This is a genomic window from Pseudomonas sp. P4_B4 (genome assembly GCF_056402255.1).
The window spans coordinates 35,357-59,909 of sequence record NZ_JBFUHS010000017.1 but is presented as its reverse complement, the minus strand read 5'-3'; the positions used below and the strand labels follow the sequence as shown (position 1 = coordinate 59,909).

Annotated in this window: 21 protein-coding genes; 9 read left to right on the top strand and 12 right to left on the bottom strand. The window is 60.2% G+C overall.

Annotated features, from left to right (window positions below; all coding sequences use genetic code 11):
* Positions 1-118: 118 nt before the first annotated feature.
* From AC1DVE_RS18850 to AC1DVE_RS18840, 3 genes are read right to left on the bottom strand one after another with little or no spacing between them, the layout of a single operon-like run.
* The gene (locus tag AC1DVE_RS18850) at positions 119-1,177 is read right to left on the bottom strand and encodes an NAD(P)-dependent alcohol dehydrogenase (RefSeq protein WP_223454567.1); all 1,059 of its coding nucleotides are present in this window, start codon (positions 1,175-1,177) and stop codon (positions 119-121) included.
* A 59-nt stretch (positions 1,178-1,236) separates the two neighbouring features.
* Positions 1,237-2,694: an acyl-CoA reductase gene (locus AC1DVE_RS18845; RefSeq protein ID WP_046038015.1), complete on the bottom strand. Its 1,458-nt coding sequence runs from the start codon at positions 2,692-2,694 to the stop codon at positions 1,237-1,239.
* A 4-nt stretch (positions 2,695-2,698) separates the two neighbouring features.
* Positions 2,699-4,138, bottom strand: coding sequence for a phenylacetate--CoA ligase family protein (locus AC1DVE_RS18840; protein ID WP_046038013.1), 1,440 nt, complete (start codon positions 4,136-4,138; stop codon positions 2,699-2,701).
* 368 nt (positions 4,139-4,506) lie between these two features.
* Between AC1DVE_RS18840 and AC1DVE_RS18835 the strand changes: the two genes are divergently transcribed.
* The 3 genes from AC1DVE_RS18835 (at position 4,507) to AC1DVE_RS18825 (ending at position 6,843) form a co-directional block, all read left to right on the top strand.
* Entirely contained in the window at positions 4,507-5,658 is a 1,152-nt protein-coding gene (locus tag AC1DVE_RS18835; protein WP_477784120.1) for an iron-containing alcohol dehydrogenase, read from the top strand.
* On the top strand, positions 5,655-6,092 hold the full coding sequence (locus AC1DVE_RS18830; protein ID WP_223531916.1) for an acyl-CoA thioesterase: 438 nt from the start codon (positions 5,655-5,657) through the stop codon (positions 6,090-6,092). Before AC1DVE_RS18835 ends, AC1DVE_RS18830 begins: the two co-directional genes overlap by 4 nt.
* Before the next feature lie 82 nt (positions 6,093-6,174).
* On the top strand, positions 6,175-6,843 hold the full coding sequence (locus AC1DVE_RS18825; RefSeq protein WP_223531914.1) for a TetR/AcrR family transcriptional regulator: 669 nt from the start codon (positions 6,175-6,177) through the stop codon (positions 6,841-6,843).
* 67 nt (positions 6,844-6,910) lie between these two features.
* Here the strand turns inward: AC1DVE_RS18825 and gabD are convergent, their stop codons facing one another.
* From gabD to glaH, 3 genes are all read right to left on the bottom strand, one after another.
* Positions 6,911-8,359: an NADP-dependent succinate-semialdehyde dehydrogenase gene (gene gabD, locus AC1DVE_RS18820; RefSeq protein WP_223531912.1), complete on the bottom strand. Its 1,449-nt coding sequence runs from the start codon at positions 8,357-8,359 to the stop codon at positions 6,911-6,913.
* A 27-nt stretch (positions 8,360-8,386) separates the two neighbouring features.
* Positions 8,387-9,640 carry an L-2-hydroxyglutarate oxidase gene (gene lhgO / locus AC1DVE_RS18815; protein WP_223454659.1) on the bottom strand — a complete coding sequence of 418 codons (1,254 nt, stop codon included), beginning with the start codon at positions 9,638-9,640 and terminating at the stop codon, positions 8,387-8,389.
* A gap of 89 nt (positions 9,641-9,729) precedes the next feature.
* The gene (gene glaH, locus AC1DVE_RS18810; RefSeq protein ID WP_223531910.1) at positions 9,730-10,707 is read right to left on the bottom strand and encodes a glutarate dioxygenase GlaH; all 978 of its coding nucleotides are present in this window, start codon (positions 10,705-10,707) and stop codon (positions 9,730-9,732) included.
* A 192-nt stretch (positions 10,708-10,899) separates the two neighbouring features.
* Here glaH and csiR point away from each other — a divergent pair, with 192 nt between their 5' ends.
* Positions 10,900-11,598 (top strand): DNA-binding transcriptional regulator CsiR, encoded by a 699-nt coding sequence (gene csiR, locus AC1DVE_RS18805; RefSeq protein WP_223454556.1) that lies wholly within the window; start codon positions 10,900-10,902, stop codon positions 11,596-11,598.
* Between the two features lie 118 nt (positions 11,599-11,716).
* On the opposite strand, the gene AC1DVE_RS18800 is transcribed toward csiR, so the two are convergent.
* From AC1DVE_RS18800 to AC1DVE_RS18780, 5 genes are all read right to left on the bottom strand, one after another.
* The gene (locus tag AC1DVE_RS18800) at positions 11,717-13,024 is read right to left on the bottom strand and encodes an MFS transporter (RefSeq protein WP_477784119.1); all 1,308 of its coding nucleotides are present in this window, start codon (positions 13,022-13,024) and stop codon (positions 11,717-11,719) included.
* A gap of 201 nt (positions 13,025-13,225) precedes the next feature.
* A complete protein-coding gene (locus AC1DVE_RS18795) occupies positions 13,226-13,852 on the bottom strand; it encodes an N-carbamoylsarcosine amidohydrolase (RefSeq protein WP_223531908.1) in 627 nt (208 codons plus the stop codon).
* A gap of 10 nt (positions 13,853-13,862) precedes the next feature.
* Positions 13,863-14,615, bottom strand: coding sequence for a maleate cis-trans isomerase family protein (locus tag AC1DVE_RS18790; RefSeq protein ID WP_223454553.1), 753 nt, complete (start codon positions 14,613-14,615; stop codon positions 13,863-13,865).
* A 13-nt stretch (positions 14,616-14,628) separates the two neighbouring features.
* A complete protein-coding gene (locus tag AC1DVE_RS18785; protein WP_223454551.1) occupies positions 14,629-15,438 on the bottom strand; it encodes an alpha/beta fold hydrolase in 810 nt (269 codons plus the stop codon).
* Positions 15,435-16,583, bottom strand: a complete 1,149-nt coding sequence (locus AC1DVE_RS18780) for an FAD-dependent monooxygenase (protein WP_223454549.1) — start codon at positions 16,581-16,583, stop codon at positions 15,435-15,437. Before AC1DVE_RS18780 ends, AC1DVE_RS18785 begins: the two co-directional genes overlap by 4 nt.
* Positions 16,584-16,894: 311 nt before the next feature.
* Between AC1DVE_RS18780 and AC1DVE_RS18775 the strand changes: the two genes are divergently transcribed.
* The 4 genes from AC1DVE_RS18775 to AC1DVE_RS18760 all read left to right on the top strand — a co-directional run bounded on the left by AC1DVE_RS18775 (position 16,895) and on the right by AC1DVE_RS18760 (position 22,694).
* Positions 16,895-17,947: a 2,5-dihydroxypyridine 5,6-dioxygenase NicX family protein gene (locus AC1DVE_RS18775; protein ID WP_223443310.1), complete on the top strand. Its 1,053-nt coding sequence runs from the start codon at positions 16,895-16,897 to the stop codon at positions 17,945-17,947.
* A 112-nt stretch (positions 17,948-18,059) separates the two neighbouring features.
* On the top strand, positions 18,060-18,512 hold the full coding sequence (locus tag AC1DVE_RS18770; RefSeq protein ID WP_223443300.1) for a MarR family winged helix-turn-helix transcriptional regulator: 453 nt from the start codon (positions 18,060-18,062) through the stop codon (positions 18,510-18,512).
* An 89-nt stretch (positions 18,513-18,601) separates the two neighbouring features.
* Positions 18,602-19,111 (top strand): (2Fe-2S)-binding protein, encoded by a 510-nt coding sequence (locus AC1DVE_RS18765; RefSeq protein WP_223454657.1) that lies wholly within the window; start codon positions 18,602-18,604, stop codon positions 19,109-19,111.
* Positions 19,104-22,694 carry a molybdopterin cofactor-binding domain-containing protein gene (locus AC1DVE_RS18760; RefSeq protein WP_477784118.1) on the top strand — a complete coding sequence of 1,197 codons (3,591 nt, stop codon included), beginning with the start codon at positions 19,104-19,106 and terminating at the stop codon, positions 22,692-22,694. The genes AC1DVE_RS18765 and AC1DVE_RS18760 overlap by 8 nt, the downstream gene beginning before the upstream one ends.
* Positions 22,695-22,703: 9 nt before the next feature.
* Here AC1DVE_RS18760 and AC1DVE_RS18755 read toward each other — a convergent pair whose 3' ends face one another.
* Positions 22,704-23,360: a TetR/AcrR family transcriptional regulator gene (locus tag AC1DVE_RS18755; protein ID WP_223454545.1), complete on the bottom strand. Its 657-nt coding sequence runs from the start codon at positions 23,358-23,360 to the stop codon at positions 22,704-22,706.
* A 447-nt stretch (positions 23,361-23,807) separates the two neighbouring features.
* On the opposite strand from AC1DVE_RS18755, the gene AC1DVE_RS18750 reads away from it, so the two are divergent.
* The gene (locus AC1DVE_RS18750) at positions 23,808-24,518 is read left to right on the top strand and encodes a response regulator (protein WP_223454543.1); all 711 of its coding nucleotides are present in this window, start codon (positions 23,808-23,810) and stop codon (positions 24,516-24,518) included.
* The last annotated feature ends 35 nt before the right edge of the window (positions 24,519-24,553 follow it).

Here is a 24,553-nt window from a genome sequence, read left to right as displayed (position 1 = left end):
TTGAGTCAGTCCGTGCGACGGGAGGATTGGAATTTGTTCGTCTGCGACAACCGTACCCACCTACAGCACCTTGCCTCAAGGGGAGGCTGCGGCGATGCGCACCGCAGCCTGAGCTTGATTAGCGCATAACGTCACGCATGCTGTTCATGTCGATCACGAAGCGGTACTTCACGTCGTTGCGCTGCAGGCGGTCAAAGGCCGTGTTGATGTCTTTGATATCAATCATTTCGCAGCTGGGCAATACCTGATGCTCGGCGCAGAAATCCAGCAGTTCCTGGATCGCCTGGATGCCACCGATGAGCGAGCCGGCGATGCTGCGGTTGTTGCGAATCAGCAAGCCACCATGGATGGGCTCCAGCGGTTCGATGGCGCCGACCAGCACCAGTACGCCTTCGCGACCCAGCAGCATAAGGTAGGGGTTGACGTTGTGCCGGCTGGGAATGGTGTCGATGATGAATTCGAAGGCATTGGCCGCCGCCGTCATGGCCGGCGAATCGTTGGACAGCAGTACGTGTTTGGCACCCAGGGCGCGGGCATCGTCGGCCTTGCCCGGTGAGGTGGTAATCACGGTCACCTCGGCACCGAGCGCCACGGCCAGTTTCACGGCCATGTGCCCGAGCCCGCCGAGGCCGACCACCGCGACTTTCGAGTCCTCGCCCACGCCGTAGCGGCGCATCGGGTTCCACACGGTAATGCCGGCGCATAGCAACGGTGCGGCGAAACGCGGATCGAGGCTTTCGGGCATGCGCAGTACGAACTGTTCACGCACGACAATATGCTCGGAGTAACCGCCATAGGTGATCTCGCCGGTGTGACGATCCTTGCCGTTATAGGTGGGCGTCGGACCATGGGCACAGAGTTGTTCCTGATGCTCGTGGCAGGGGGCGCACTGCAGGCAGCTATCGACCTGGCAACCGACGGCGACCCGGTCGCCGACTTTGAAGCGGCTGACGTTACTGCCGACGGCAGTGACATGCCCGACGATCTCGTGGCCTGGCACGATGGGGTAGACCGTGTTGTTCCAGTCATTGTGCACCTGATGGGCGTCGGAGTGGCAGACGCCGCAATAGGCGATATCGATAGCAACGTCATCGGCACGCAAGTCGCGACGCTCGAAACGAAACGGCGTGAGGGCGGAGTGGGGCTCGAAGGCGGCAAATCCCAGGCAAGTGGTCATGGGTAAGTCCTGTAAGAATCAACGCGTACCCCCGGCAATGGCCAGGGGTACAGGAGGGGTTAGATCGACGGGCGCAACCATGGCGCCGGGGTCGTTTCCGGCGAGGCGATCTGGTTGACGATCCACTTGCCCATGCGCCGCAGTGGCTCGATGGAATCTTGCGGACCCGCCCATTTCAGCCCCGCCGCGTAGCCCAGCGAGACGATTCGCTGAGCGCCATACAGGGGCAGAATGTCCTTGAGATCTTCCTTGATGCTTTCCGGATAGACGCCGACGGTCTGGGTGTAGGCATCCACGGCATCCATCATCTCGGTCAGGTCATCGACCGGCACCAGGTTGGCGGTGCGGTCGTCGAGCCGGGTGGCAAACGACACCGACTCCGGAATCTGTGAGCAGATGACGGCGCCTTCACCGTCCTGGCCGCCAATCACCTGGTACCACTCATCATCCAGGCGCAGCGCGTCGACTTCGGCCTTGAGGCCCTGGTCGTAGCGTTTGGGCACGGTGCTGAGGGTGTTGGGCAGGGTCTGCATGGCGTCGTAGACATAACGGCCGAAGGTGTTCAGATTCGCCAGGCCGGCCTCATCGGTGCCGCTCTGCACATAGACCACCCGGGCGCACACACAGGCCTTCTGGTTCAGTGCGCCAATGTCGCTGGCCAGGCGCAGGGCGGCCTCGCGCATGGTCGCTTCACTGTCGAAGGCACCCTTGCCGATGATGCTGGCGCTGCGTTTCGGGTCGAGGGAGATCAGCTCCAGACCCGGCTGGATGTAGCGGGTGACATGCTTCATCGAATTGAAACCACCCCAGGCAACGATCTTCTCCAGGTTCTGCGGCTGGTACAGGCGTTCTTCGAAGGCCTGGTCGCCACCTTTCCAGTAGGCGACGCTGAGGTGTTTGGTCAGCGGATGGTCCGGCGCCATCTCAACCATGGTGCGGGCGATGGCCAGGGCCGTGAACGGGTCGTTGGACGGCGCCTTGATGATCGCGTCGCTGCGCAGCACCATGTTGCGCAGGATGGTCAGCAGGGACAACCCGGTCGCGTTGCCGGCGACGATATGCAGGGTGCGGGCGCCGAAGCAGCGCACGTCCAGTTCGGTGCCGTCGATCAAGCGTTGCTTGACCCAGCCTTCCAGGTACTTGACGCCCACTGAGTTCTCCACCTGTTCGGTGACCGACTCACGGGTGAGCATGTGGCGCAGCCCCATGTAGCTGCCCTTGACCATGCTCGGAGTGACCGGCGCAGTCAGGTACGACAGCTCGCAGGCTTCCTGCAAGTAGGGGTTTTTGTCGAATTCAAGACGTTCACCGAGGGCTTCGGCATAGTCGAGGATGTCGTTGAAACTGAGGGTGTACAGGTCGGCCAGCCTGGCCGGGTTACCCAGTGGCAACTGGTCGATATACTTGTGCGCATCCGGGGTCTGGAACACCAGGTCACCGCCGCGGCCACCCACGTCGATCAGGTTGTCGGTGATGACTTTGCCGCGGATGATCATTGGCGCAATAGGTTTGCTCATGGGGTTAGCCCTCTAATGTGTTCAGGAAATCCATCGCCTGGCGATGGGAGTCTTCTGTTGCTGCACAAGTGATCTTGTCGTCGCCACCATTGAGTTCGCTGTAGCGCTGGATCGGCCCGACGACGTAGCAACTCGGCCGGCCGCATGCGCAAGGCTTGTCCCATTCGACGGTGATTTCATCGCCGGTAATAAAGCCGCCCCAGCGGATCTCGGCGCCGAGGTCGAAGAAGGCTGCACGACCGGTCACGCGGCCTTTGCGCGGCAGTGGCTTGCTGGTCTCTGGATCGAGCAGGTAGGGGACGACGGTGGGGGCGAAGTGGAAGTGGCCTGCTTCGCACCGCGCGTGGGCGCCGCCGACGATTTCGGACATTGCGTAGGATTCGTTGAGCGTCTTGGCACCGGTGAAACGCAGCACGTCTTCACGCCAGCCCTCGGGTTGTACGACACCCTTGCCGCCACCGGCGGTGTGCACGAACGAGTCAGGGTGGAAGACACCTTCCAGGCCCCGCGCAAGGCCGGCCTTGGCCATGCTGTGCAGCAGGTTCCAGGTCGCGCCGATGTACACGCGCTGACCATTGAGCTTGGTGGACATATGATCGAAGAAGGTCGCCAGGTGCTGTGGCATGTCGGCTTGCAACTGGTCGAAAGCCTTCTTCTTTTCCAGCAGTTCCGGGCTGATCACCAGGCGGTCGAGGGTGCCTTTGGACTGTGCCGCGCGCAGCTTGGCCCCCAGGTGCAGCACGTCGGTGCTGAGGGTGGTCGGGTAAGCGGCATGGAAATGCGATTCGTCCGGCAACAGTGCTGGAATCATGGCGGCATGGACGCGCACATGGCTCAGGTAACCCTTGCGGTAGTAAGGGTAGATCGTGTGCAAGTTGGGCTCCGGGGTGTCCGGACCCTCCATGTTCCACACCATCATCTTGCGCAGTTGAGCGAATTTTTCCCACTCATGTACACCCTGGGGCAGGAACGACAGGGTGCCGGAAGTGCCCGAGGTGTGACTGATGCGCAGCTGCGGCACGCCTTCGTCCATGGTCTCGAACCAGTCATCCAGGCCTTGGCAATCGCTGACGTTGACCGCGGCGATGGCTTCGGCAACCTCTGGCGTCACCAGTTTGCCCAGCCATTTGTTGATCTGGCCGAAGCTGCGCTTCTCCAGCAACGATGGCGGGTAGGACTTGTAAACGGTGTGTTCGAACAGCAGCGGCACTACGTCGTCGAGTTGCTCGATCTTTTCCACGCCTTGGGCGTCGGCGAGTTTCTTCAGTACCGGTATGCGCTCGCGGAGTTCTTCGAAGCGTTGCTTCAGGGCGTTGAGTTGTAGCGCGTCGATTTCGGCGCGGGGCAAATGGTTCCAGGCTTGCTGGGAATAGTTGACCAATTCTGCCGGGTTGTTCAGCAGCTGCTGGGTTTTTTGTTCTATCGACAGTTGTGCAGTGGGCATTTTCTGGCTCGCTACTCGACTAGTGGGAACCGGCGAGGCCGGGGAAGGGTGCGGCTCAAGTATGGGGATGCCGCCTCGGAATTTGTTCCGGATTCATGTGCCGGTCGATGTCGCTCAAGTAACTGAAAAACAAGGAAAAAAGTAAGCGTGTCGAGATGCCCGTGCAGGCCGTTCCGGATTCGGGGTGGGTGACCGGATTTCAGGCGGGATCAGGAAGTGGGCTGGCATACACTCTGTCTCGCTCACTCCTGTCAATGAGGGGAGCGCTGCCACTCAGACGGCTATTCGTGAGGGGTTTCCGGTTGGCGTATGGGCTTTGCAATCGCCATGAAAACTCAACGCAACACACACCTATTCGTGAGGCTTCCATGTTGAAAATGGTATTTCAAACCACTCCATCAATGATCATCGAACGCGGTGCTGCGACCCGGCTCGCCGATCATGTTCGCGCCAGGGGCTGCAAATCGGTTTTGCTGGTGACCGATGCGGGGGTTATTGCGGCTCGGCTACTGGATGCGGTGCTCGCCGGTTTCGAGGGCCAGGACATAGCCGTCAGCGTGTTTTCCCAGGTACAGGCCGACCCGCCGGAGTCGGTGATCCTGGCTGCGGTGGATGCCGCGAAAACCTGTGGCGCCGATTGCGTGGTGGGGCTGGGCGGCGGCAGTTCGCTGGATGCCGCCAAGCTGGCCGCGCTGTTGGCGAGCAGTGGCGAGTCGTTGAGTCAAGTCTATGGCATCAACCAGACCAAGGGCCCGCGCCTGCCGCTGATTCTGGTGCCGACCACGGCAGGGACCGGTTCGGAGGTGACTTCGGTCTCGGTCGTGACCACCGGTGCCGGTGAGAAGAACGTGGTTTACTCGCCAATGCTGTTGCCCGACCTGGCGGTGCTGGATGCGGAGCTGACCCTTGGCCTGCCGCCCCACGTCACTGCAGCGACCGGTATCGATGCCATGGTCCATGCCATCGAGGCCTATACCACCAGGAACCTGAAGAATCCGATTTCCGATTGCCTGGCACAAGAGGCGCTGCGTCTATTGTCCGGCAGTCTGTTCCAGGCCTGCCTGGATGGCAGCAACCTGCAAGCGCGGGAGAACATGTTGCTGGGTGCCTGCCTGGCGGGTATGGCGTTCGCCAACGCACCGGTGGCGGCGGTGCATGCCCTGGCGTATCCCCTCGGCGCACGTTTCCATATACCGCACGGCCTTTCCAATGCGCTGGTGCTGGGGCCGGTGATGCGCTTCAATCTCGAGGCGGTGGCGCCGCTGTATGCGCAACTGGCCGATATCGTCCTGCCTGGCATCCTGGGTACCGATACAGAAAAAGCCGCTACGCTGGCCAACTACCTTGGCACCCTGGCCGGTGAACTGGGCCTGTCGACCCGCTTGCGTGACCTGGGCATCGTCGAGTCCGACATCGAGGCGCTGGCTATCGATGCGATGAAGCAGCAGCGCCTGCTCGGCAACAATCCGCGGCAGCTGTGCCTGGAAGATGTGCGCTCGATCTACAGGGAAATCCTATGAGCAACAAACTCAAACGGCCGTGCCGGGACGAGTTTCGCCATTTCACCAAAGTGCCGACGCGCTTTGGTGACAATGACTCCTTTGGGCATGTGAACAACGTGGTCTACTACTCGTACTGTGAGTCGGCGATCACGGCGTTCCTGGTCGAACAGGGCACCCTGGACATTGCCAACAGCCCGGTGATCGGGTTGATCGTCAATTCCGGTTGCACCTACTTTGCGTCCATCGGCTTCCCCGATCAGGTCAATGTCGCAATGAAAATATCCCACCTGGGTAACAGCAGCGCACGCTACGAGCTGGCACTGTTTCGCAACGATGAGCATGAAGCGGCCGCAGCAGCCCATATCGTCTATGTGTACGTCGACCGCGCCAGCAACACCTCGGTGCCCATCCCGGAAACGGTGCGTTGTGTACTCGCGAGACTCGCTGACTAAGCGAGTCGGCTCGGTCATACTCCAGTTTGCTGCTTGTCGGTTTTGCCACGGTGGCAATGAGCGGCATTCTGGAGAGGACACCATGACCAAACCAACCCCTGACAAGCCGGGCGTGCAGGTCGAAATTCCTGCCCAGCCGCGCAAGGAACCGCGGCAGGCACGCTCGATCGCGCTGGTCACGGCCGTCAAACAGGCCGGCCGGCAGATTCTCGAAAGCGAAGGGCGGGAAGCCTTGAACGCCATGCGCCTGGCCGAAGACTCAGGGGTGGCGATCAGTTCGATCTACGAGTACTTCCCGACGATGGAGTCGTTGATCGCTGCAGTGTTTGATGATTACCGGACTGAAGCCCGCATCGGACTGTACGCCGACATTATGGCGCTGCCGTCTGGCACCACGCTGTTAGACGGGATTTTGCTGGCCTTGCGGGCCGTACTGGCCGCCCATCACAAGAAAACCCTCTACGATCCTGGGTTCAGCGTGCGCTCCACTCATTATGACGAGCTGGTGCGACTGGATGTGGTCAAGGCCAAGCAGCTTTGGACCGCCACCGCGAGTTCGGCCTTGATGAAACGCTTCGCCAGCGAAATCCGGGTCAAGGACCGGGAAAAAGCAGAGTTTCTGGTTTACCAGACCTGGTCGGTGCTACCTCGGGCCATGCTGTTGGAAAGACCGGGCTACCTCACTGACGAGGACACGCCCAAGTTGATGGCGCGCATGCTGCACGCAATGTTGACTGACCCGAGCCCTTGAACCGCGAACAAAGCGACGCCCCGCAAGCGGGGCGTCAGGTGTTACGCAGCGCAGGCGGCGTGGAGGCTCAGATACCGATGCACAGGTATTTGATTTCCAGGTAGTCCTCGATGCCGTACTTGGAACCTTCGCGGCCCAGGCCCGAGGCCTTGATGCCACCGAACGGCGCCACTTCGTTGGAGATGATCCCGGTGTTGACGCCGACGATGCCGTATTCCAGCGCTTCGCCCACACGGAACACACGGCTCAAGTCGCGAGCATAGAAGTACGAGGCCAGGCCGAATTCGGTGTCATTGGCCATGGCGATCACCTCGGCTTCATCCTTGAAGCGGAACAGCGGTGCCAGCGGGCCGAAGGTTTCTTCCTTGGCGACGGCAGCATTGCGCGGCACATCGACCAGCACGGTCGGCTCGAAGAAGGTCCCGCCCAGGGCGTGCGGCTTGCCGCCGGCGACCACACGAGCCCCTTTGCTCACGGCATCGTCAATGTGCTCCTGGACCTTGGCCATGGCCTTGGCGTCGATCAGGGGACCTGTGGTGATGCCGTTTTCCAGGCCGTTGCCGATGTTCAGCCTGGCCACGGCGGCGGTGAGTTTTTCGACGAAGGCATCGTAGATACCGTCCTGGATGTACAGGCGGTTGGCGCAGACGCAGGTCTGGCCGTTGTTGCGATACTTGGAGATCAGCGCGCCCTCGACGGCGGCGTCCAGGTCGGCGTCATCGAACACGATGAAGGGTGCATTGCCGCCCAGTTCCAGCGAGACTTTCTTGATGTCCTTGGCGCACTCGACCATCAGCTGGCGGCCGATTTCGGTGGAGCCGGTGAAGGTCAGCTTGCGCACGATCGGGTTACCGGTCAGCTCGGCGCCGACTTCGCCGGCACTGCCGGTGACCACGCTGAACACGCCTTTCGGAATACCGGCGCGCTCGGCCAGCTCCGCCAGGGCCAGGGCCGAGTAGGGGGTTTGCGAGGCAGGCTTGAGGACCATGGTGCAACCGGCGGCCAGGGCCGGACCGGCCTTGCGGGTGATCATCGCCGAAGGGAAGTTCCACGGAGTGATGGCCGCAGTGACACCGATCGGTTGCTTGAGCACCATCAGGCGCTTGTCGACCTGGTGACCGGGGATCATGTCGCCATAGACGCGCTTGGCTTCTTCGCCGAACCACTCCAGGAAGGAGGCGGCGTAAGCGATTTCGCCACGGGACTCGGTCAGCGGCTTGCCTTGTTCGAGGGTCATCAAGCGGGCCAGGTCTTCCTGGTTGGCCATCATCAGGTCGAACCACTTGCGCAGTTTGTTGGCGCGTTCCTTGGCGGTCAGGGCGCGCCAGGCCGGTAATGCCTTGTCGGCGGCCTCGATGGCGCGCCGGGTCTCGGTAGCGCCCATCTTCGGTACGCTGCCGATGATTTCACCGGTGGCCGGGTTGTTGACCTTGAGGGTCTGGCCGTTGTCGGCATCTACCCATACACCGTCGATATAGGCTTGCTGGCGGAACAGTTTCGGATCGTTGAGTTGCACGCGTGATTCCTCGCTGCTGGGTTATCGTTAATGGGGGGCTGCGATGGATGCCGCCACAGGGGCGGGTTTGACAAAACTGACGCCAGAACTTGTGAGCTGTTCGCGGACCTTGTCGACGATGTACGCACCGATCGGGATGGCGGAGGTCGCGGCAGGTGACGGAGCGTTGCAGACGCTGACGCTGCGAGCGGTGTTGACGAACAGGAAGTCGTCGATCAGCTTGCCGTCCAGCGAGACAGCCTGGGCTCGGACACCGGCCGGGTAGGCGGTGAGATCGCTCTTGGTGAGGCTCGGGCAGTACTTCTGCACTTGCTTGAGGTAGCCGCCCTTGAACAACGAGTTTTTCATCTCGATCAGTCCGGGGCGCAGGTTCTTCTTCAGCACCTTGAGAATGCCCGGGGTGGTCAGGGTTTCGAACATATCGGACAGCGAGACATCGGTCTTGCGATAACCTTCGCGCTTCATCGCCAGCACCGCGTTGGGGCCGACGGTGACGGTGCCGTCGATCATGCGGGTCAGGTGTACGCCGAGGAACGGCATGGACGGGTCCGGGATCGGGTAGATCAGGTGGTTGACGATCTGGTTGTGCTGCTTGGGCAGCAGGTAGTACTCGCCCCGGAACGGGCAGATGATGAAGTTCGGCTTCATTCCGAGCATGCGCACAACGCGGTCGGCCATCAGGCCCGAGCAGGTGATCAGGAAGCGCCCGTGGTGCTCCTGGTCGCTGCAGCGCACCACCACTTCATCGGGACGCTCATCGATGGCGACTACTTCGCTGTTGTAGCGGATCTCGCCACCGGCGGCTGCGAATTCGCCGCCCATGGCCGCAGTGACCTGGGCGTAGTTCACGATGCCGCTTGAAGGCACGAAGATACCGCCCAGGCCGACGATGTTCGGCTCGCGCTCGCGCAGCTCGGCGGCCGTCAACCAGTCACGCTTGATGCCATTGGCTGCAGTGCGTTCCCACAGCGCGCGCATGCGCTCCATTTCCAGCTCGTTGGTGGCCACCAGCAGCTTGCCGCACTCGTCATAAGGGATGCTGTGCTTGGTGCAGAAGGCCTTGGTGGCCTTATTGCCTTCCAGACAGAAACGCGCCTTCAGGCTGCCCGGGGTGTAGTAGACACCGGCGTGGATCACGCCACTATTGTGGCCGGTCTGGTGCCTGGCCGGGCCGGACTCTTTCTCCAGCAGGAGGATTTTGGCGTCCGGGTAAACCTGGGCCAGTTGCATGGCCGTGGACATGCCCACGATGCCGGCACCGATGATGATGAAGTCGTACACAGCCATTAGCCTGCACCCACCTGAATTACGTTCTTGTTGGAAACACCACCACGCGTGGCGGCCCTCGCCGGTTCAACCCTTGGCAAACCTTATTGGCCGCGCTGGTACAGGGTTTTCTGGTAACTGATGTAGCCACGCTGGCGCATCAGCTCACGACGCAGGCCCTGGTGGGCGATAAAGCGGTCACGGCCGTGCAGCCAGAACATGTTGTTGACCAGCACGAAGCTGCCGACCGGCACCGGTACCGACAGTTTCTGCGGGCTGCCTTCCAGCGATTCGCTCAGGGCGTTCAGCCAGATACCTTCCTCGAAGTCTTTGGGCTGCACGAACTGGTCGATGTAGCGCATGGTCGGGCGACCTTCGGCGTCGTTGTCGAACACTGCGTGGAACACGTCTTCGCGCACGTTCTTGCTGGGTGGTGCGGTGAAGCGCATTTCACGGCGAGCCAGTGGGTGAGTGTAGTAGTGGTGCAGATCTTCCCAGTCATCCAGGTGCAGCAACAGGGAGTTGCCGCCTTCCATGTTCTGCTCGTCGATCTTCATCATCATCACGTAGTCGGTGCGCTCCTGGACGAAAGTGCCGTCGTTGTGCAGTTCCATGACCCGGTGTGGCTGACGCAGGTAGCTGTCGGAGTTGTCGGTGTTGAGCACCACAAAGCGAGCGTAGAACTGGCCGCTCATGGCATCGAAGTTGGAGCGACCGATCAGGTGGGCGACTGCAGAGGAGAACTTGACCATGTCATCGGCCTGGGACACGTCGTTCAAACCTTCAGGCGTGATCAGCATGCCACCGGTGGCGCGGTCCAGGATGTTGTTGACCAACACCGGGCGCAGGGTGCCTTCGCACAGCTCGTCAAGGATCTGGGCGATGCGGAAACGCAGGAACGACTTGTACTCCAGTGCCTGGACCGGCCACTCGGCCACCGCCTTGACGAACGCGTCGACGGTTTCCTTGGCGAATTTCAGCTCAAGCAGGCGCGGCGACTGGTTGGAAGGGGTAAGGGTGAAGCCCTTGCTCTGCGATGGCAGAGGCATCACAAGGTCCTGAATTTGAGTAAAGGCGTTCATGGCAACTCCCGGGCGAAGGTAGTGGTTGGCGCCTTCCAGCAGTGGTCTGGATCTGGCAGAAGAAAAGTATCGCCATAAAACTAAAATGTCTACATTTTTATAATTAGGCGACAAAATCTTAATTTGTCGAATGTTTTTCGTCTGATAGATGTTTGGGTATGATTGGGGTTTGGCAAGTTCTGGAGCAGCACCTTGGATAGCGTCACCCCCAGGCTCAACTCTGCATTCAGCGGGTATGAACGGCTCAAGCTGGACATCATCCGTGGCACATTCAAGCCCGGTGAAAAACTCCTCATGAGCGGGCTCAAGGAGCGCTATGACCTGGGTGTCGGCCCGCTGCGCGAAGCACTTTCGCAGTTGGTGGCAGAACACCTGGTGGTGGTCATCAGTCAGAAAGGCTACCGCGTAGCCCCCATGTCGCTGTCAGAGATGCAGGACATCTATGATGCTCGCGCCAATCTTGAAGCCATGATCGTGGGCCTGGCCATCGAGCGGGGTGATGACGCCTGGGAAGCCCAGATCCTGGCGCAGTCTCATACCTTGTCAAAGGTCATGGACGTGACAACCCGTGAGAAGGTGCTCGACGTTTGGGATGAGCGGCACAAGGCCTTCCACAGCGCCATCGCGGCGGGTTGCGGTTCCAGGCAATTACTTCAGGCGCGTACTTACCTGTTCGACCAGGCCGAGCGCTATCGTCACTTGTGGTTGACGCAAACGGTGTTCTCCGAAGAGGCCCTGGCGTTGAAGCGCAAGGAACATGCCGCGCTGGTCGAAGCCATTCTGGCCCGCGACACCCTTCGAGCGACAACCATGATGCGCACCCACCTGATGACGCCGGTACCCATCATTGTCGAGGTGATGCAGCGCGACGAGTGGGCGAAGCTTTCCTGATAACGGGCAAACCAATACAACGAGAAAGGCTTCCCGATTGCTCGGGAAGCCGCGCTGATGACCGCTGCAGAAATGCCGGGTTATCCGGTGCGGCAAGGTAGTGCCCTGCCGGGACAGTTCAGCGATTGACGATCCTGGCCGGTAACGCCAGCACCAGCAGCGAGCTGGCAAGCAGGCAGGCGGCGAAGAACCATAGGGCAACCTGTGGGCTGTGGAAATGGTCCATCACCGCTCCCATCAGCGAGTTGCTGACCAGACCGGCGATGTTCGCAACCGAGCAGGCCAGGGCGAAGCCGGTGGCAGCCGCGGTGCCTTTGAGGAAGGTGGCCGGCAAGCTGAAGAATACCGGCACCGCACCAATGATGGTCAGCGACGCCAGGGAGAACAGCAGGACGGTGATCGCGACATTCTGGGTGTAGAACGTCGCCATGAACATCGAGGCCGCACCGATGATAAACGGTACGATGATGTGCCAGCGGCGCTCGCGATGCTTGTCGGAACTGGCGCCGATGGCCAGCATGCCGATCAGCCCGGCCAGGCTCGGAATGGCCACCAGCAAGCCAATGTCGCCGGGGTTGGAGACGCCCGCGTTCTTGATGAACGTCGGTAACCAGAAACCCATGGCATAGGCGCTGAGCAGAATCGAGAAATCGATACCGCCGAGCATCCACACCTTGAGGTTGAAGAAGCCGTCTCGGAACGAATGTCCGCCGGTGTTCTCGCTTTCGTCCTTGGCCAATACGGCTTCCAGCTCGCTTTTTTCGCTGTCGCTCAGCCATTTGGCCTGGCGGATTCCATTGGGCAGTACGGCAAAGCACAAAAGACCCAGCACCACGGTCGGGATGGCTTCGAGCAGGAACAGCCACTGCCAGCTGTGCAGGCCGCCGACGCCATTGAAGTTGCCCATGATCCAGCCGGAAATCGGGCTGCCGAGCATGCTCGAAAGCGGCAGGCCGATCATGAACAGGGCGATGATGCGGCTGCGGCGGTACGAGGGAAACCATTGGCTCAGGTAGTACAGCACGCCTGGCAGAAAACCGGCTTCGGCGGCGCCAAGCAAAAAGCGCAGGGTGTAGAACTGCCACTCGGTGGTGACGAACATGGTAAGGCCCGACAGCAGGCCCCAGCTGATCATGATGCGTGCGATCCAGAGCCGCGCTCCGACTTTTTCCAGCACCAGATTACTCGGCACTTCAAACRGGATATAGCCGACGAAAAACAGCCCGGCACCCAGGCCATAGGCGGTTTCGCTCATGTGTAGCGTGTCGAGCATCTGCAGCTTGGCGAAGCCGACATTGATTCGGTCCAGGTAGGACGCCAGGTAGCAAAAGCACAAAAACGGAATCAGTCGCCAGACGATCTTGCGATAGGTGTCGGTGGTGGTGGCCTGGGCCAGGCTCACGGTGGGGGCGTCGCTGAATGACATGATGGATCTCCTGGATCTGCCGCGAAAACACAGCGGCGCAAAGCGATTCATAGGGGGCAGTTCAGGAAAATAGGCTTCTGGACGGCCTTTTTTATTGTGTGTCCACCTCAAGAGGCGGTTTGCTCTTCATCGTCCGTGTGATGGCAGTGCACGAGCGAGGCGCAGCCATGCAGCGCCCGCGTCGTTGTTACCATCGGTGCGTCAGAGGCGGCTCAGGTAATCCAGTGCCTCCTGCTTGTTGATGACGTCGCCGTACTTGTTGTCGATATCGAACAGGTTTGCCTCGTGGGGCGCCTCGTGCCGATCCCCGACGCACTGGCGCACGACGATGGTTCGAAAACCATGTTGCACGCCATCGACGGCCGTCGCCCGGATGCAGCCACTGGTAGAGCAGCCGGCAAGGATCAGTGTGTCGATTCCGCTGGCCAGCAACATCGGTGCCAGGGAGGTGCCGAAGAATGCGCTGGCGTATTGCTTGCTCAGCACTACTTCTTCCGCCAGGGGCAGTACTTCGGGGCAGAACGCGGCCAAAGGGTTCCCCTCGACCATGTCCTTCATCACCGGGGCCTTTTTCACCCACATGCCACCATCGGCGAAATGGCCGGGATGATAGCGAATGTTGGTGTGAATCACCGGGATGCCTGCCTGACGAGCCTTGGCCAGCAACGCAACGCTTTCGGCCACAGCGTCGACAACGCCGGGTGCATAAAGGGGCGCGCCCCGGGTGGTGTACCCCTGCATGAAGTCGATCATCAGCAGCGCGGGGCGGTCGCCGAAACCGATGCGATTGCCCCATACGCCTTGGTAGTTGTCCTGTGCACTGGCCATGTCAAGATCCTCAGTAAGCGCCCGACAGCAGGGCGCCCGCGCCGGGTACGATCGGCTCCAGATCCAGCGCCTTGAGCATTGCGTAAGTGGTGGCGATGGCAGCGGTCAGCACCGGTTTGCCGGTTTGGGCTTCGACCTTGGCCACGGCGCTCAGGGAAGGCATCTGCACACAGGCGGAAAGCACGATTACATCCACACCCTCCAGGTCGAGGTCGGCCACTATCCCTGGCAGGTTGGCCGGGTCATGGCGTGCCACGGCCAGGTTGTCCGGGATTTCCAGGGCGTGCCAGACCTTGACTTCGATGCCTTCATGCTCGATGTAGTCGACCACGAGTTCAGTCAGCGGCTTCATGTACGGGGCGACCAGGGCGATACGCTTGGCGCCCAGAACCTTCAACCCGTCTACCAGCGCGCCGGCACTGGTGATGACTGATGCGTCAGATTCGTTGTCGCGCACCACTTGCCCCAGGCGCTGTTGTGATTCGCGATGATAGCCGCGCCCCATGGCCATGATCGCCACCAGGCAGGCGTAACCGAGCACGTCGACTCGAGCATCGGAGAGCTCCAGCGCGCAACGGTCAGACTGGGCATCCATGGCCGCCAGCTCTTCTTTTTTCACGTGCTTCATGCGCATGCGGGAAGAGTGAAAGGTGAAGCGCTCCGGGCGGATCAACTGACGGGCCGTCAGCATGGCCGGGATTTCGGTCTCCATCGTGGTGTTGGAGCTGGGGACAATCTGGCCGATGCGATAATGCTTGTTCATGAGTGTCTCCGTATCAGTTGAATGAAGGGTCGAGGAAGTCGCCAAGAGCATCGAAAAACCCGCCGAAATCGTCCCACGGGATCATGTGCCCGGCGTCCCTCACGTGGCTGACCTGCAGGGCTGGTTGCAAGGCGCGAATCTCGGCTTCGTCTTCGGGCTGAATCACCCCGCCCTTGCCAGCGACCATCAACAGTGCGGGGCGTGTCAGCAAGGGGAAATCCTGATGGATATCGACCGTATGGAAGTCCTCGTAGGCCTTCACGATGGCGGGCTCATGGCAGGTGTGCAGCCATTCGGCGCGCAGGGTTCGCTGCTCTTCGGTCCAGGTCGGGCAGAACGTGCGCATGTCCTCGCTGTTCATGCCGTTGAGTGACTGGCGAATCGAATCGACGTACCACGGCAGCTTGCCGGGGTATTCGCGTCGGCCGGGCCCTGACACAGGTGGGTCGACCAGTACCAGGCGGCTGATCGGGGCCTGTGGGTGGCGAGTTGCAGCACGCAGAATAAAACGCGCGCCCATGGAGTGGCCAAGCAGGTGGTAGTCGGTCAGTCCGAGCGCTTGGGCAAATGCCGGGATGTCGTCAGCACAGGTGTCGGTGTCATAAGCCAGTTGCTCCCCGGTGGACGATAGCCCGCGGCCTCGCGCGTCGAGCACGTAGGTATCGAAGTGCTCGGCAAGGCGTTCAGCCACAAACCCCCAGGTGATGGCCGGGCTGGTAATGCCCGGAATCAACAGCAGTGGCTGGCCTTTGCCGCCGTAGCGTAGATAGTGCTGACGAATGCCGTTGGCCTGAACGTTGCCGCCATGGAGGAAGTTGCTCATGCCGCCGATTCCGATTTGAGGGGGTGGGAATACAGGTCGTAGCCGAAGACCCAGGCTGGATCTTCCTGGGTGCGCAACCAGGTGTTGGCATTGGAAATCGTCTGCACGCGTGAGGCGCGTTCCTTGCGGTTGGCCTCATATAGCCGGAAGCCGGTGCTGTAGTCGTTCAGGCCGGTTTCCTGCAGGCAGCGTGCGAGCATCGCGCCGTCTTCGATGGCCATGGCTGCGCCTTGGGCCATGTGTGGCTTCATCGGGTGGCAGGCATCGCCCAGCAGCACCAGCCGGCCTTTGCTCCAGACGGGCAGGGGCTGGCGGTTGAGCAGCGGCCATTTGGTGATGGATTCGGCGTTTTCGATCAGCGCCTGTACCGAAGGGTGGTAGCCCTTGAAGGTGTTGAACATTTCTTCCTTGGAGCTGCCGATGAAGCTGGCGTTGCCACCTTCCCATTCAGCCTGGGGCACCCCGCTGACGAAGTAGTACTCGTCGCGTTTGCCGGTCGTGTAATAGACCATCAGATGACGGTCCCCCGACCACCACTTCACGCAATCTTCGAAATTGAAGTCGTACTTCGCCAGTTTGCTGCTCGGGATCAGGGCGCGATGTCCGACCCAGCCGCTGTAGGTCGGAGCCTCGACGCCCAGCAGATGTTCACGGACTTTGGAATTGATGCCGTCGGCACCAATCACGATGTCGGCCTGGGCGTGTGTGCCGTCGGCGAATTGCAGGCGCACTTCACTGCCGGTGTCTTCGATACTGGCCAGGTGTTTGCCGAAATGCACGCTTCCCGGTTTCAAGGTCGACATTTGCAGTGCGTGCAGATCGCCGCGGTGCACGGTGATGTAGGCCGCGTCGTATTCCTTGCGGGCGAACTCGCCCAGGGGAATGCGGGACAGGTATTCGCCATCGGCACTTCGGCTGAACCAGAAGTCGGGATGCGAGCCCATGTTTTCCAGCTGCTTTTCAATGCCCATGCGCCGAAAGATCTTCATCACGTTCGGGCCCATATGGATGCCGGCACCCAACCGGGAGAACGCTGGGGCCTGTTCGTAGACATTCACTTCAAAACCGGCCTGTTGCAGCGAAGTAGCGGCAGCCGCGCCACCGAGGCCGGCGCCAATGATGGCAATTCGTTGTGTTGTGCGCATAACGCTCATCTCTTCCAAAGCCGATCACCCGGGAGCGGGATCGGATCGCAATTACAGTGTATGCACTCTTTTATTTTTTTTGGAAGTGGATGTTCAAAAATTCTACGGCCAGCCTTTTTTTGCGCTCGTGTTTCATTTTGACCATGTATAGCTGGGCTGTGTTACCGATGTTCCCATTGTTATGAATGGCTTGTGTCACAGATAAAATCGATTAATATTTGCCAATAACCAATGTGTACATTATAAATTTGCACCAGTTCAGCGCCGGTCGCGCGGATTTGGTGCGTTTAATCAGCGAGAGGAGAAGCGAAATGGCTGTCAGTGATGGTGAGTTGGTTCAGATGTTCGAGCACGTGCTCAAGCTTTCGCGAGTCGACTCGAGTCAAAGCGTTGCCGTGCTTAAAAGCCACTACTCCAACCAGCGTACCGTGCGGGCCGCCACCGAGGCCGCGCAACGGCTGGGCGCCAAGGTGTATGCCGTGGAATTGCCGGCTTTCAATGCGCCGGTGGCGATGGGCAATGACATGACCGCGTATTGCGGGGATACCGCATTGACCGGCAACCTGGCGGCCCAGCGGGCGCTGGAGGCAGCGGACCTGATTATCGACACCATGATGCTGCTGCATTCCCCCGAGCAAGAGCAGATTCTCAAGACCGGCACGCGGATTCTGCTGGCGGTGGAACCCCCGGAAGTGCTGGCGCGGATGTTGCCGAGCGAAGCGGACAAGGTGCGGGTACTGGCGGCCGAAGAGATGCTCAAGGCCGCGCGCTCGATCACTGTGCGCTCTGGTGCCGGCAGCGATTTTCGCGCGGCGCTGGGTCAGTATCCGGCGGTGACCGAGTACGGCTTTGCCGACGAGCCGGGGCGTTGGGATCACTGGCCCAGTGGTTTTCTGTTCTCCTGGCCCAACGAGGAAACCGCCGAAGGCGTGCTGGTGCTGGACATTGGCGACATCGTATTGCCGTTCAAGAACTACTGTCGCGAGCGCATCACCCTGGAAATCGAAAAGGGATTTATCACCGGTATTCACGGCGGCTTCGAGGCCCAGTACCTGCGTGAGTACATGGCCTATTTCAAGGATCCCGAGGTGTATGGCATCTCGCACATCGGTTGGGGCCTGCAGCCGCGCGCCCAATGGACTGCGATGGGCCTGCACGACAAGAACGACGGGATGTGCATGGACGCCCGCGCGTTCTATGGCAACTTCCTGTTCTCCACTGGCCCCAACACCGAGGTAGGCGGCAAGCGCAAAACCCCTTGCCATCTGGACATCCCGCTGCGCAATTGCGATATCTATCTTGATGATCAGGCCGTGGTGCTGCAGGGCGATGTGGTTGCGCCCGAAGCTTCCAGGGCTCGTTGAACCAGGCTCGAACCCGGCTTCGATACGGCTCGCGGGGCTGTCTGAACGCGCATCGAGGCTTGGGTTGAGCTATCGTAGGTCCCCTTCCTGTTTCCTCGGACATCTCCCCACAATGCGTTCTACCGATTACTCCTACACCGATCAGGTCGGTCACTGGCTGCGCAAGGCCTACCAGCGTCATATGGCGATCTTCCAGCAAAACGTCGGCGAGTCGCAGTTGACGGCGGTTCAGTTCATTACGTTGTGTGCCATCCGCGATAACGGTCCCAGCTCCCTGAGTGAGCTGGTGAAGATGACGGCGGTCGACCAGGCGACCATACGTGGCATCATCGAGCGCTTGAAGGCCCGGGACCTGGTGGTGCTGGGGCACGATGAGCAGGATAAGCGCAAGGTGATTGTCAGCCTGTCCGAGGCAGGCCTTGCGGCCGTGGAGCAGACGGTTCCCTGTGCTCAGGAGATCAGCGAGCTGACCATGAGCAACCTCAACCCGGGTGAGCGCGTGGCCCTGATGTTTCTGTTGCGCAAAATGATTGACGATCCGCAAGAGCAAGACAGCCAGGCATAAGCACCCTCGTAAATTTCTTCCTATTCAGGTCTTGGCACCGATTTTGCCTTTTCATGTAGTAAGCACTTCATGAGTTGGTTGGTAACATGATGAATAAGGAAGTTTCTGCGACAACGCCGGTCAGTATTGCGTGCACGGTCAACGGGCAAGCCGTGAGCTGCACAGCCATGGCGGACACGCCGCTATTGTTGATTCTTCGCAATGACCTGCTGCTGAACGGCCCCAAGTACGGTTGTGGGCTGGGTGAATGCGGCGCCTGCACCGTCATTGTCGATGGCAAGGCCGGGCGCTCCTGTGTGTTGCCGTGGGCCGGCATGTCCGGTCGCAACATCACCACGCTCGAAGGGCTGGGTTCCCGAACGCTGTTGCATCCGGTTCAGCAGGCGTTCATCGAGGAGCAGGCGGCCCAATGCGGCTATTGCCTCAATGGCATGATCATGACCACCAAGGCCCTGCTTGATCGTAACCCCGCTCCCAGTGATGAAGAGATACGGCGGGCGCTGGCGGCCAACCTGTGCCGCTGCGGCACTCACCTCGAAATTCTCAAGGCGGTGCAGCGCGCCGTTCAGCTTTGCCGGGAGTGCCCTCACTGTGACTGATGCAATTTCTACTGTTCCTACCCAGGCGCAACTGCGCGCACGCGATGGCGTTTTACTGGTGGTCAATCAGATTCAGCCGCCCTCAGGGCCTGTGCCCAAGGGCCAACAGCCGGTGCTCAAACCCATGGAGCTTGGGCTGTTTATTGCCTTGTGCGACAACGGCAAGTTCTATGCCTTCAACGGTCACGTAGACCTGGGCACCGGTATACAGACTTCATTGGCGCAAATCGTGGCAGAAGAGCTTGACCTGCGCATGGACCAATTGCGCATGGTGCTCGGCGATACTTCGCGGGCGCCTAACCAGGGTGCAACCATTGCCAGCGCCACCTTGCAGATCTCGGCGATTCCATTGCGCAATGCGGCGGCGGAGGCGCGCCGCTGGCTGCTGGAAGCGGCGGCGCAGCGCTGGGGTGTGGAAGTCGCCAGTTTGCGCATCGAGGCAGGCTGCATTCTGGGGCCGCAGGCCCGGCAGATTCCGTTCGAGGCGTTGATCAAGGGACTGCACGTTGAGCTGAGCATTTCGGGTAATGCGCCACTCAAGGCAGTCGAAGACTATCGACTGGTCGGGCAGAGTTCTTCCCGGATCGACATTCCAGCCAAGGCCACCGGTGAGTGCACGTTTGTCCATGACATGCGCGTGCCCGGAATGCTGCATGGGCGCATGGTTCGGCCGCCCTATGATGGCTACGACACCGGCCCTTTTGTCGGCACCAGTTTGCTCGGCGTCGATGAGTCTTCGATCGCGCACCTGCCCGGCATTGTGGCGGTGGTGGTTATCGGCGATTTTGTCGGCGTGGTCGCCGAGCGCGAGGAGCAGGCGATCAAGGCGGCGAATGAGCTCAAGGTCAGCTGGAAACCCTGGCAGCATCACCTGCCGGATCTGCAGAATGTCGAACAGGCGATTCGTGACAATCCGCACATCGAAAGGGTCGTGCACGACACCGGCAATGTCGATGCTGCGCTCGCCTCGGTCAACCGTCGATTGACTCGCAACTATCTGTGGCCCTACCAACTGCACGCCTCCATCGGGCCGTCCTGCGCGGTAGCCGATTACCATGCCGAGGGCACGCTCCTGTGGTCTGGCACGCAGAACCCGCACCTGTTGCGGGCGGATCTGGCCTGGCTGCTGGAGTGTGACGAACAACTGATCGAAATCATCCGCATGGAAGCCTCTGGCTGTTATGGGCGCAACTGCGCGGATGACGTGTGTGCCGATGCGTTGTTGCTTTCGCGGGCGGTCGGCAAGCCGGTGCGCGTGCAATTGACGCGTGCACAGGAGCACGTCTGGGAGCCCAAGGGCACGGCCCAGTTGATGGAGGTGGACGGCGGCATCGATGCTGCCGGCGATCTGGCGGTCTATGACTTTCGCACCAGCTATCCCTCCAATGGTGCGCCGAACCTCGCATTGCTGCTGACGGGCCGTATAGAACCTGTACCCGTTATTTATGAAATGGGCGACCGCACCTCCATTCCCCACTATGAGTACCCCGAGCTGCGCGTGCGCATCAATGATATGGCGCCTATCGTCCGGGCGTCCTGGTTGCGCGGGGTCTCGGCGCTGCCGAACGTGTTTGCCCATGAGTCGTATATCGACGAGCTGGCCTTCGAGGCCGGGGTTGACCCGGTAGAGTACCGCCTGCGTTACCTGCCGGACGAGCGCGCTGCCGAGCTGGTGCGCTCCACTGCCCAGCGGGCGGCCTGGACCCCGCGCACCGAGCCCTGCCAGACGCCGGCCGAAGATGGCGTGCTGCGTGGGCGCGGGTTTGCCTATGCGCGTTACGTCCACAGCAAGTTCCCGGGCTTCGGTGCGGCATGGGCTGCGTGGGTGGCGGATGTGGCGATCGACAAGGCCACTGGCGAGGTGGCGGTGACCCGGGTGGTGGTGGGGCATGATGCCGGAATGATGATCAACCCGGCCGGTGTGCAGCATCAGATCCACGGTAATGTCATACAGTCCACCAGCCGGGTGCTCAAGGAACAGGTGACATTCGAGGAATCGCGGGTGTCGAGCAAGGAGTGGGGCGGTTACCCGATTCTGACCTTTCCCGAGTTGCCGGCTGTCGATGTGATGATGATGCCACGTCAGAGTGAGCCACCCCTCGGGGCCGGTGAGTCCGCGTCGGTACCCAGCGCAGCTGCTATCGCCAACGCGATTTTCGATGCCACGGGCATTCGTTTTCGTGAGCTGCCGATTACGCCCGAGCGAGTGCTGGCAGCGCTCAAGCTCAAAGAACCAGCTGATCCTCAAGACCCGATTGGTTTGCCTTACGCTGCCCCGGTCAAATCGAAGCGGCGTAAATGGCTATTCGGCGGGGTCGCGGGCCTGTTCGGCGCAGCCATGGGCATTGGCCTGACGGCGATGCCGTGGCGCCTGGAAATTCCCAGGGTTGCAGCGCCCGCTGCGGGAACCTGGAGCGCCGCCACGCTGGAGCGTGGCCGGCTGCTGGCTGAAACGGGTGATTGTGCGGTCTGCCACACCGGCCCCAACGGCACTGTCAATGCCGGTGGGCTGGCCATGGACACACCGTTCGGCAAGCTCTATAGCAGCAATATCACTCCGGATCCGGCGACGGGTATTGGCAACTGGTCATTCAGTGCTTTTGATCGAGCCATGCGCCAGGGGGTCAGCCGTGATGGAAAACACCTGTATCCGGCCTTTCCCTACACGGCCTTTCGCAACATGAAAGAGGCCGACATGCAGGCGCTCTACGCCTACCTGATGTCCCAACCGGCGGTATCGAGCACGCCGCCGGCCAATAGCATGAGCTTTCCGTTCAATGTTCGCCCGTTGATGGCTGGCTGGAACAGTTTGTTTCTCGGCCGGGGTGAGTATCAGGACGTTCCCGTGCAGAGCGAGCAGTGGAACCGCGGCAACTACCTGGTCAATGGACTGGGGCACTGCGCGGCCTGCCATTCGCCGCGCAACCTGATGGGGGCGGAGAGGGGTGGTCGTGCGTTTCTGGCGGGCGCGGTTGTCGACGGCTGGGAAGCGCCACCGCTGGCGGGCATGGCTACAGCATCGGTGCCCTGGAGCGAAGAGCAGTTGGTCGAGTACATGCGCACGGGCTTCTCCAATGAGCATGGCGTGGCAGCCGGTCCCATGGGACCGGTGGTGTCCGGGTTGGCGACGCTGCCTGAGGCGGATGTTCGGGCGATTGCCAATTACCTGATATCGCTGCCGGGTGAAAAACTTGCCACGCAGCGCACGCCGGCCAAGGTCAATGTGAGCCTGCGGGTGGCCGATCTGGCGGCAGGACGGAGGATTTTCGAAGGCGCGTGCCTGGGCTGTCACAGTGCCGCGCAAGGCGGCCCGGTTCTGTTCGGTGTCAGCCCGTCCATGGCGGCCAACACCGGCGTGCACGGTGAGCGGCCCAACAACCTGATCCAGGTGATTTTGCAGGGAATTGAAAGCCCGGCGAACGGTGACCTGGGGTACATGCCGGCGTTCAAGGCGAGTTTTTCCGACACTCAGGTAGCGGATCTGGTGGCGTACCTGCGGGCAGAGTTCGCCCCGCAGAAGTCTGCCTGGCCAGAACTGACCAAACAGGTTGCGTGGCTGCGTGCCAATCCGGGCAGCCATTGAGACAGACGCCTAGTGATCAATTTCCGGTGTTTTACGAAGGCCCCGCAACACCTGGTCGCACGCATAGCTCAACCATTGGTCCCTGGCATCCCGGCGGGTCAGGTCGGTGTCCAGGAACGCGCCCAGGGTGTGGAGGTTGGAGTTATAGAAATAACAAAGCGAGGAAATGAGCAGGTAGACATGATTGATTGTGACGTCTCGACGAAACAGGCCCTGTGACTGGCCAGATTCGATGATCGGCGCAAGATTACCCAGCGCTTCTCCGGAAAGGGCCTTGAGCACGGGTGACTTTCTGGAGTGGCTCGCCTTGTGCAGGTTCTCGGTGTTGAGGATGCTGATGAACTCCGGGTGTTGAATGTAGTAATTCCACACGAAACCAATCAATTGCTGCAGTGCGGCAACCGGGTCACTGAGATCGAAACGCTGGCGACCCTGCGCTTCGTTGAAGCTGCAGTAGATACTTTCCAGTACGCGGATGAACAATTGCTCCTTGCTTTTGAAGTAGTAGTAGATCATCCGGTCATTGGATTTTGCCAGTCTCGAGATTTTCTCGATGCGCCCTCCCGAGAAACCGTCCTGGCTGAAAACACGTATGGCGGCCTTCAGAATACGCGCACGGGTCAAGTCCGCTTGCTGGGCGCGGATTCCTGTATTTGATATGGGCATTGGCTCTCCTGGGCGTACGGATGATCCATGATACGACATGATGCAAAAAGGACTGGCGCGTCAACTCGCTAAAAATGTCCGATCAACCCGCTCTCAGGGCAAGCAGCCCCGACCAAAAGCGGTCGGTGAAACAGGGCCGCTACTGTCTCCATAAATGGGGCATTTCACCCACCCAACCGGGCGTTTACCACCTGATTTGAGGAATACTCCCCCCCTCACCTTTTCTCTCGCTTCAAACACTCAGAAATAGCTGGTTAATTCATTTGGATTTTTTTCCGCGCTATTGAAATGGCTCATTAGTTGCACCCCCCCCCTCGTACCCACAACCGCTGTCGTCCCGGACATCCTGGAGATGACTGGGTTTGCCGATTCGGCATGACGCGAGGGGTGAAAATTGAAACGCGGACACCACCATGCAACTCCATCGCCTCTTATGAGGAGCTTCCTATGAGTTCCATGATCAAGATTGGTATCGTTGATGATCACCCGCTGTTAAGGGATGGGGTCACAATGGCGCTGAAGAAAATAGCTGACTTTCAGGTGGTCGGACAGGGCGAGTCTGCCGATGATGCCCTGGAAATTGCCGCTCGTTCTGCTCCGGATGTTTTGCTGATGGATCTAAACATGCCGGGCGATAGCTTTGCTGCCGTGCGAGCGATCTCAGCTTCTTCGCCGGCAGTCAAAATTTTGATGCTGACGGTATCTGAGTCCATCGAGGACGCCTATTCCGCCCTCGAAGCGGGCGCGCAAGGATATGTGTTGAAAGGCATAAGCGGTCATGAGCTTGTACAAGCCATCAGAAATGTTGCCGGTGGTGAAACCTTCATTACACCCAAGCTGGCCAGCAAGCTGTTAAGCAATTTCAGAAAGCACGCCGGTGATAAGCAAAAGGTCGAGCTGACCCATCGCGAAGAACAAGTTATCCGGGAGGTATCGAAGGGCCTGACTAACCGCGAGGTCGCGATCAAGCTTGAACTCTGCGAGAAGACCATCAAGCACTACATGACGAATGTTATGTACAAGCTACGGGTTCGTAACCGGACGCAGGCAGTCGCAGCAGTGAGACGGCATTGGGAGAGTGACCATATACCTGGCTTATGTGGTGTTCTTCAACGCCGCGACTTGAATGACAACGGTAAGACAAGTAACGGGCGATAAGCGCTTGCGGTTACTTGGGTGCAACGATCATTTTG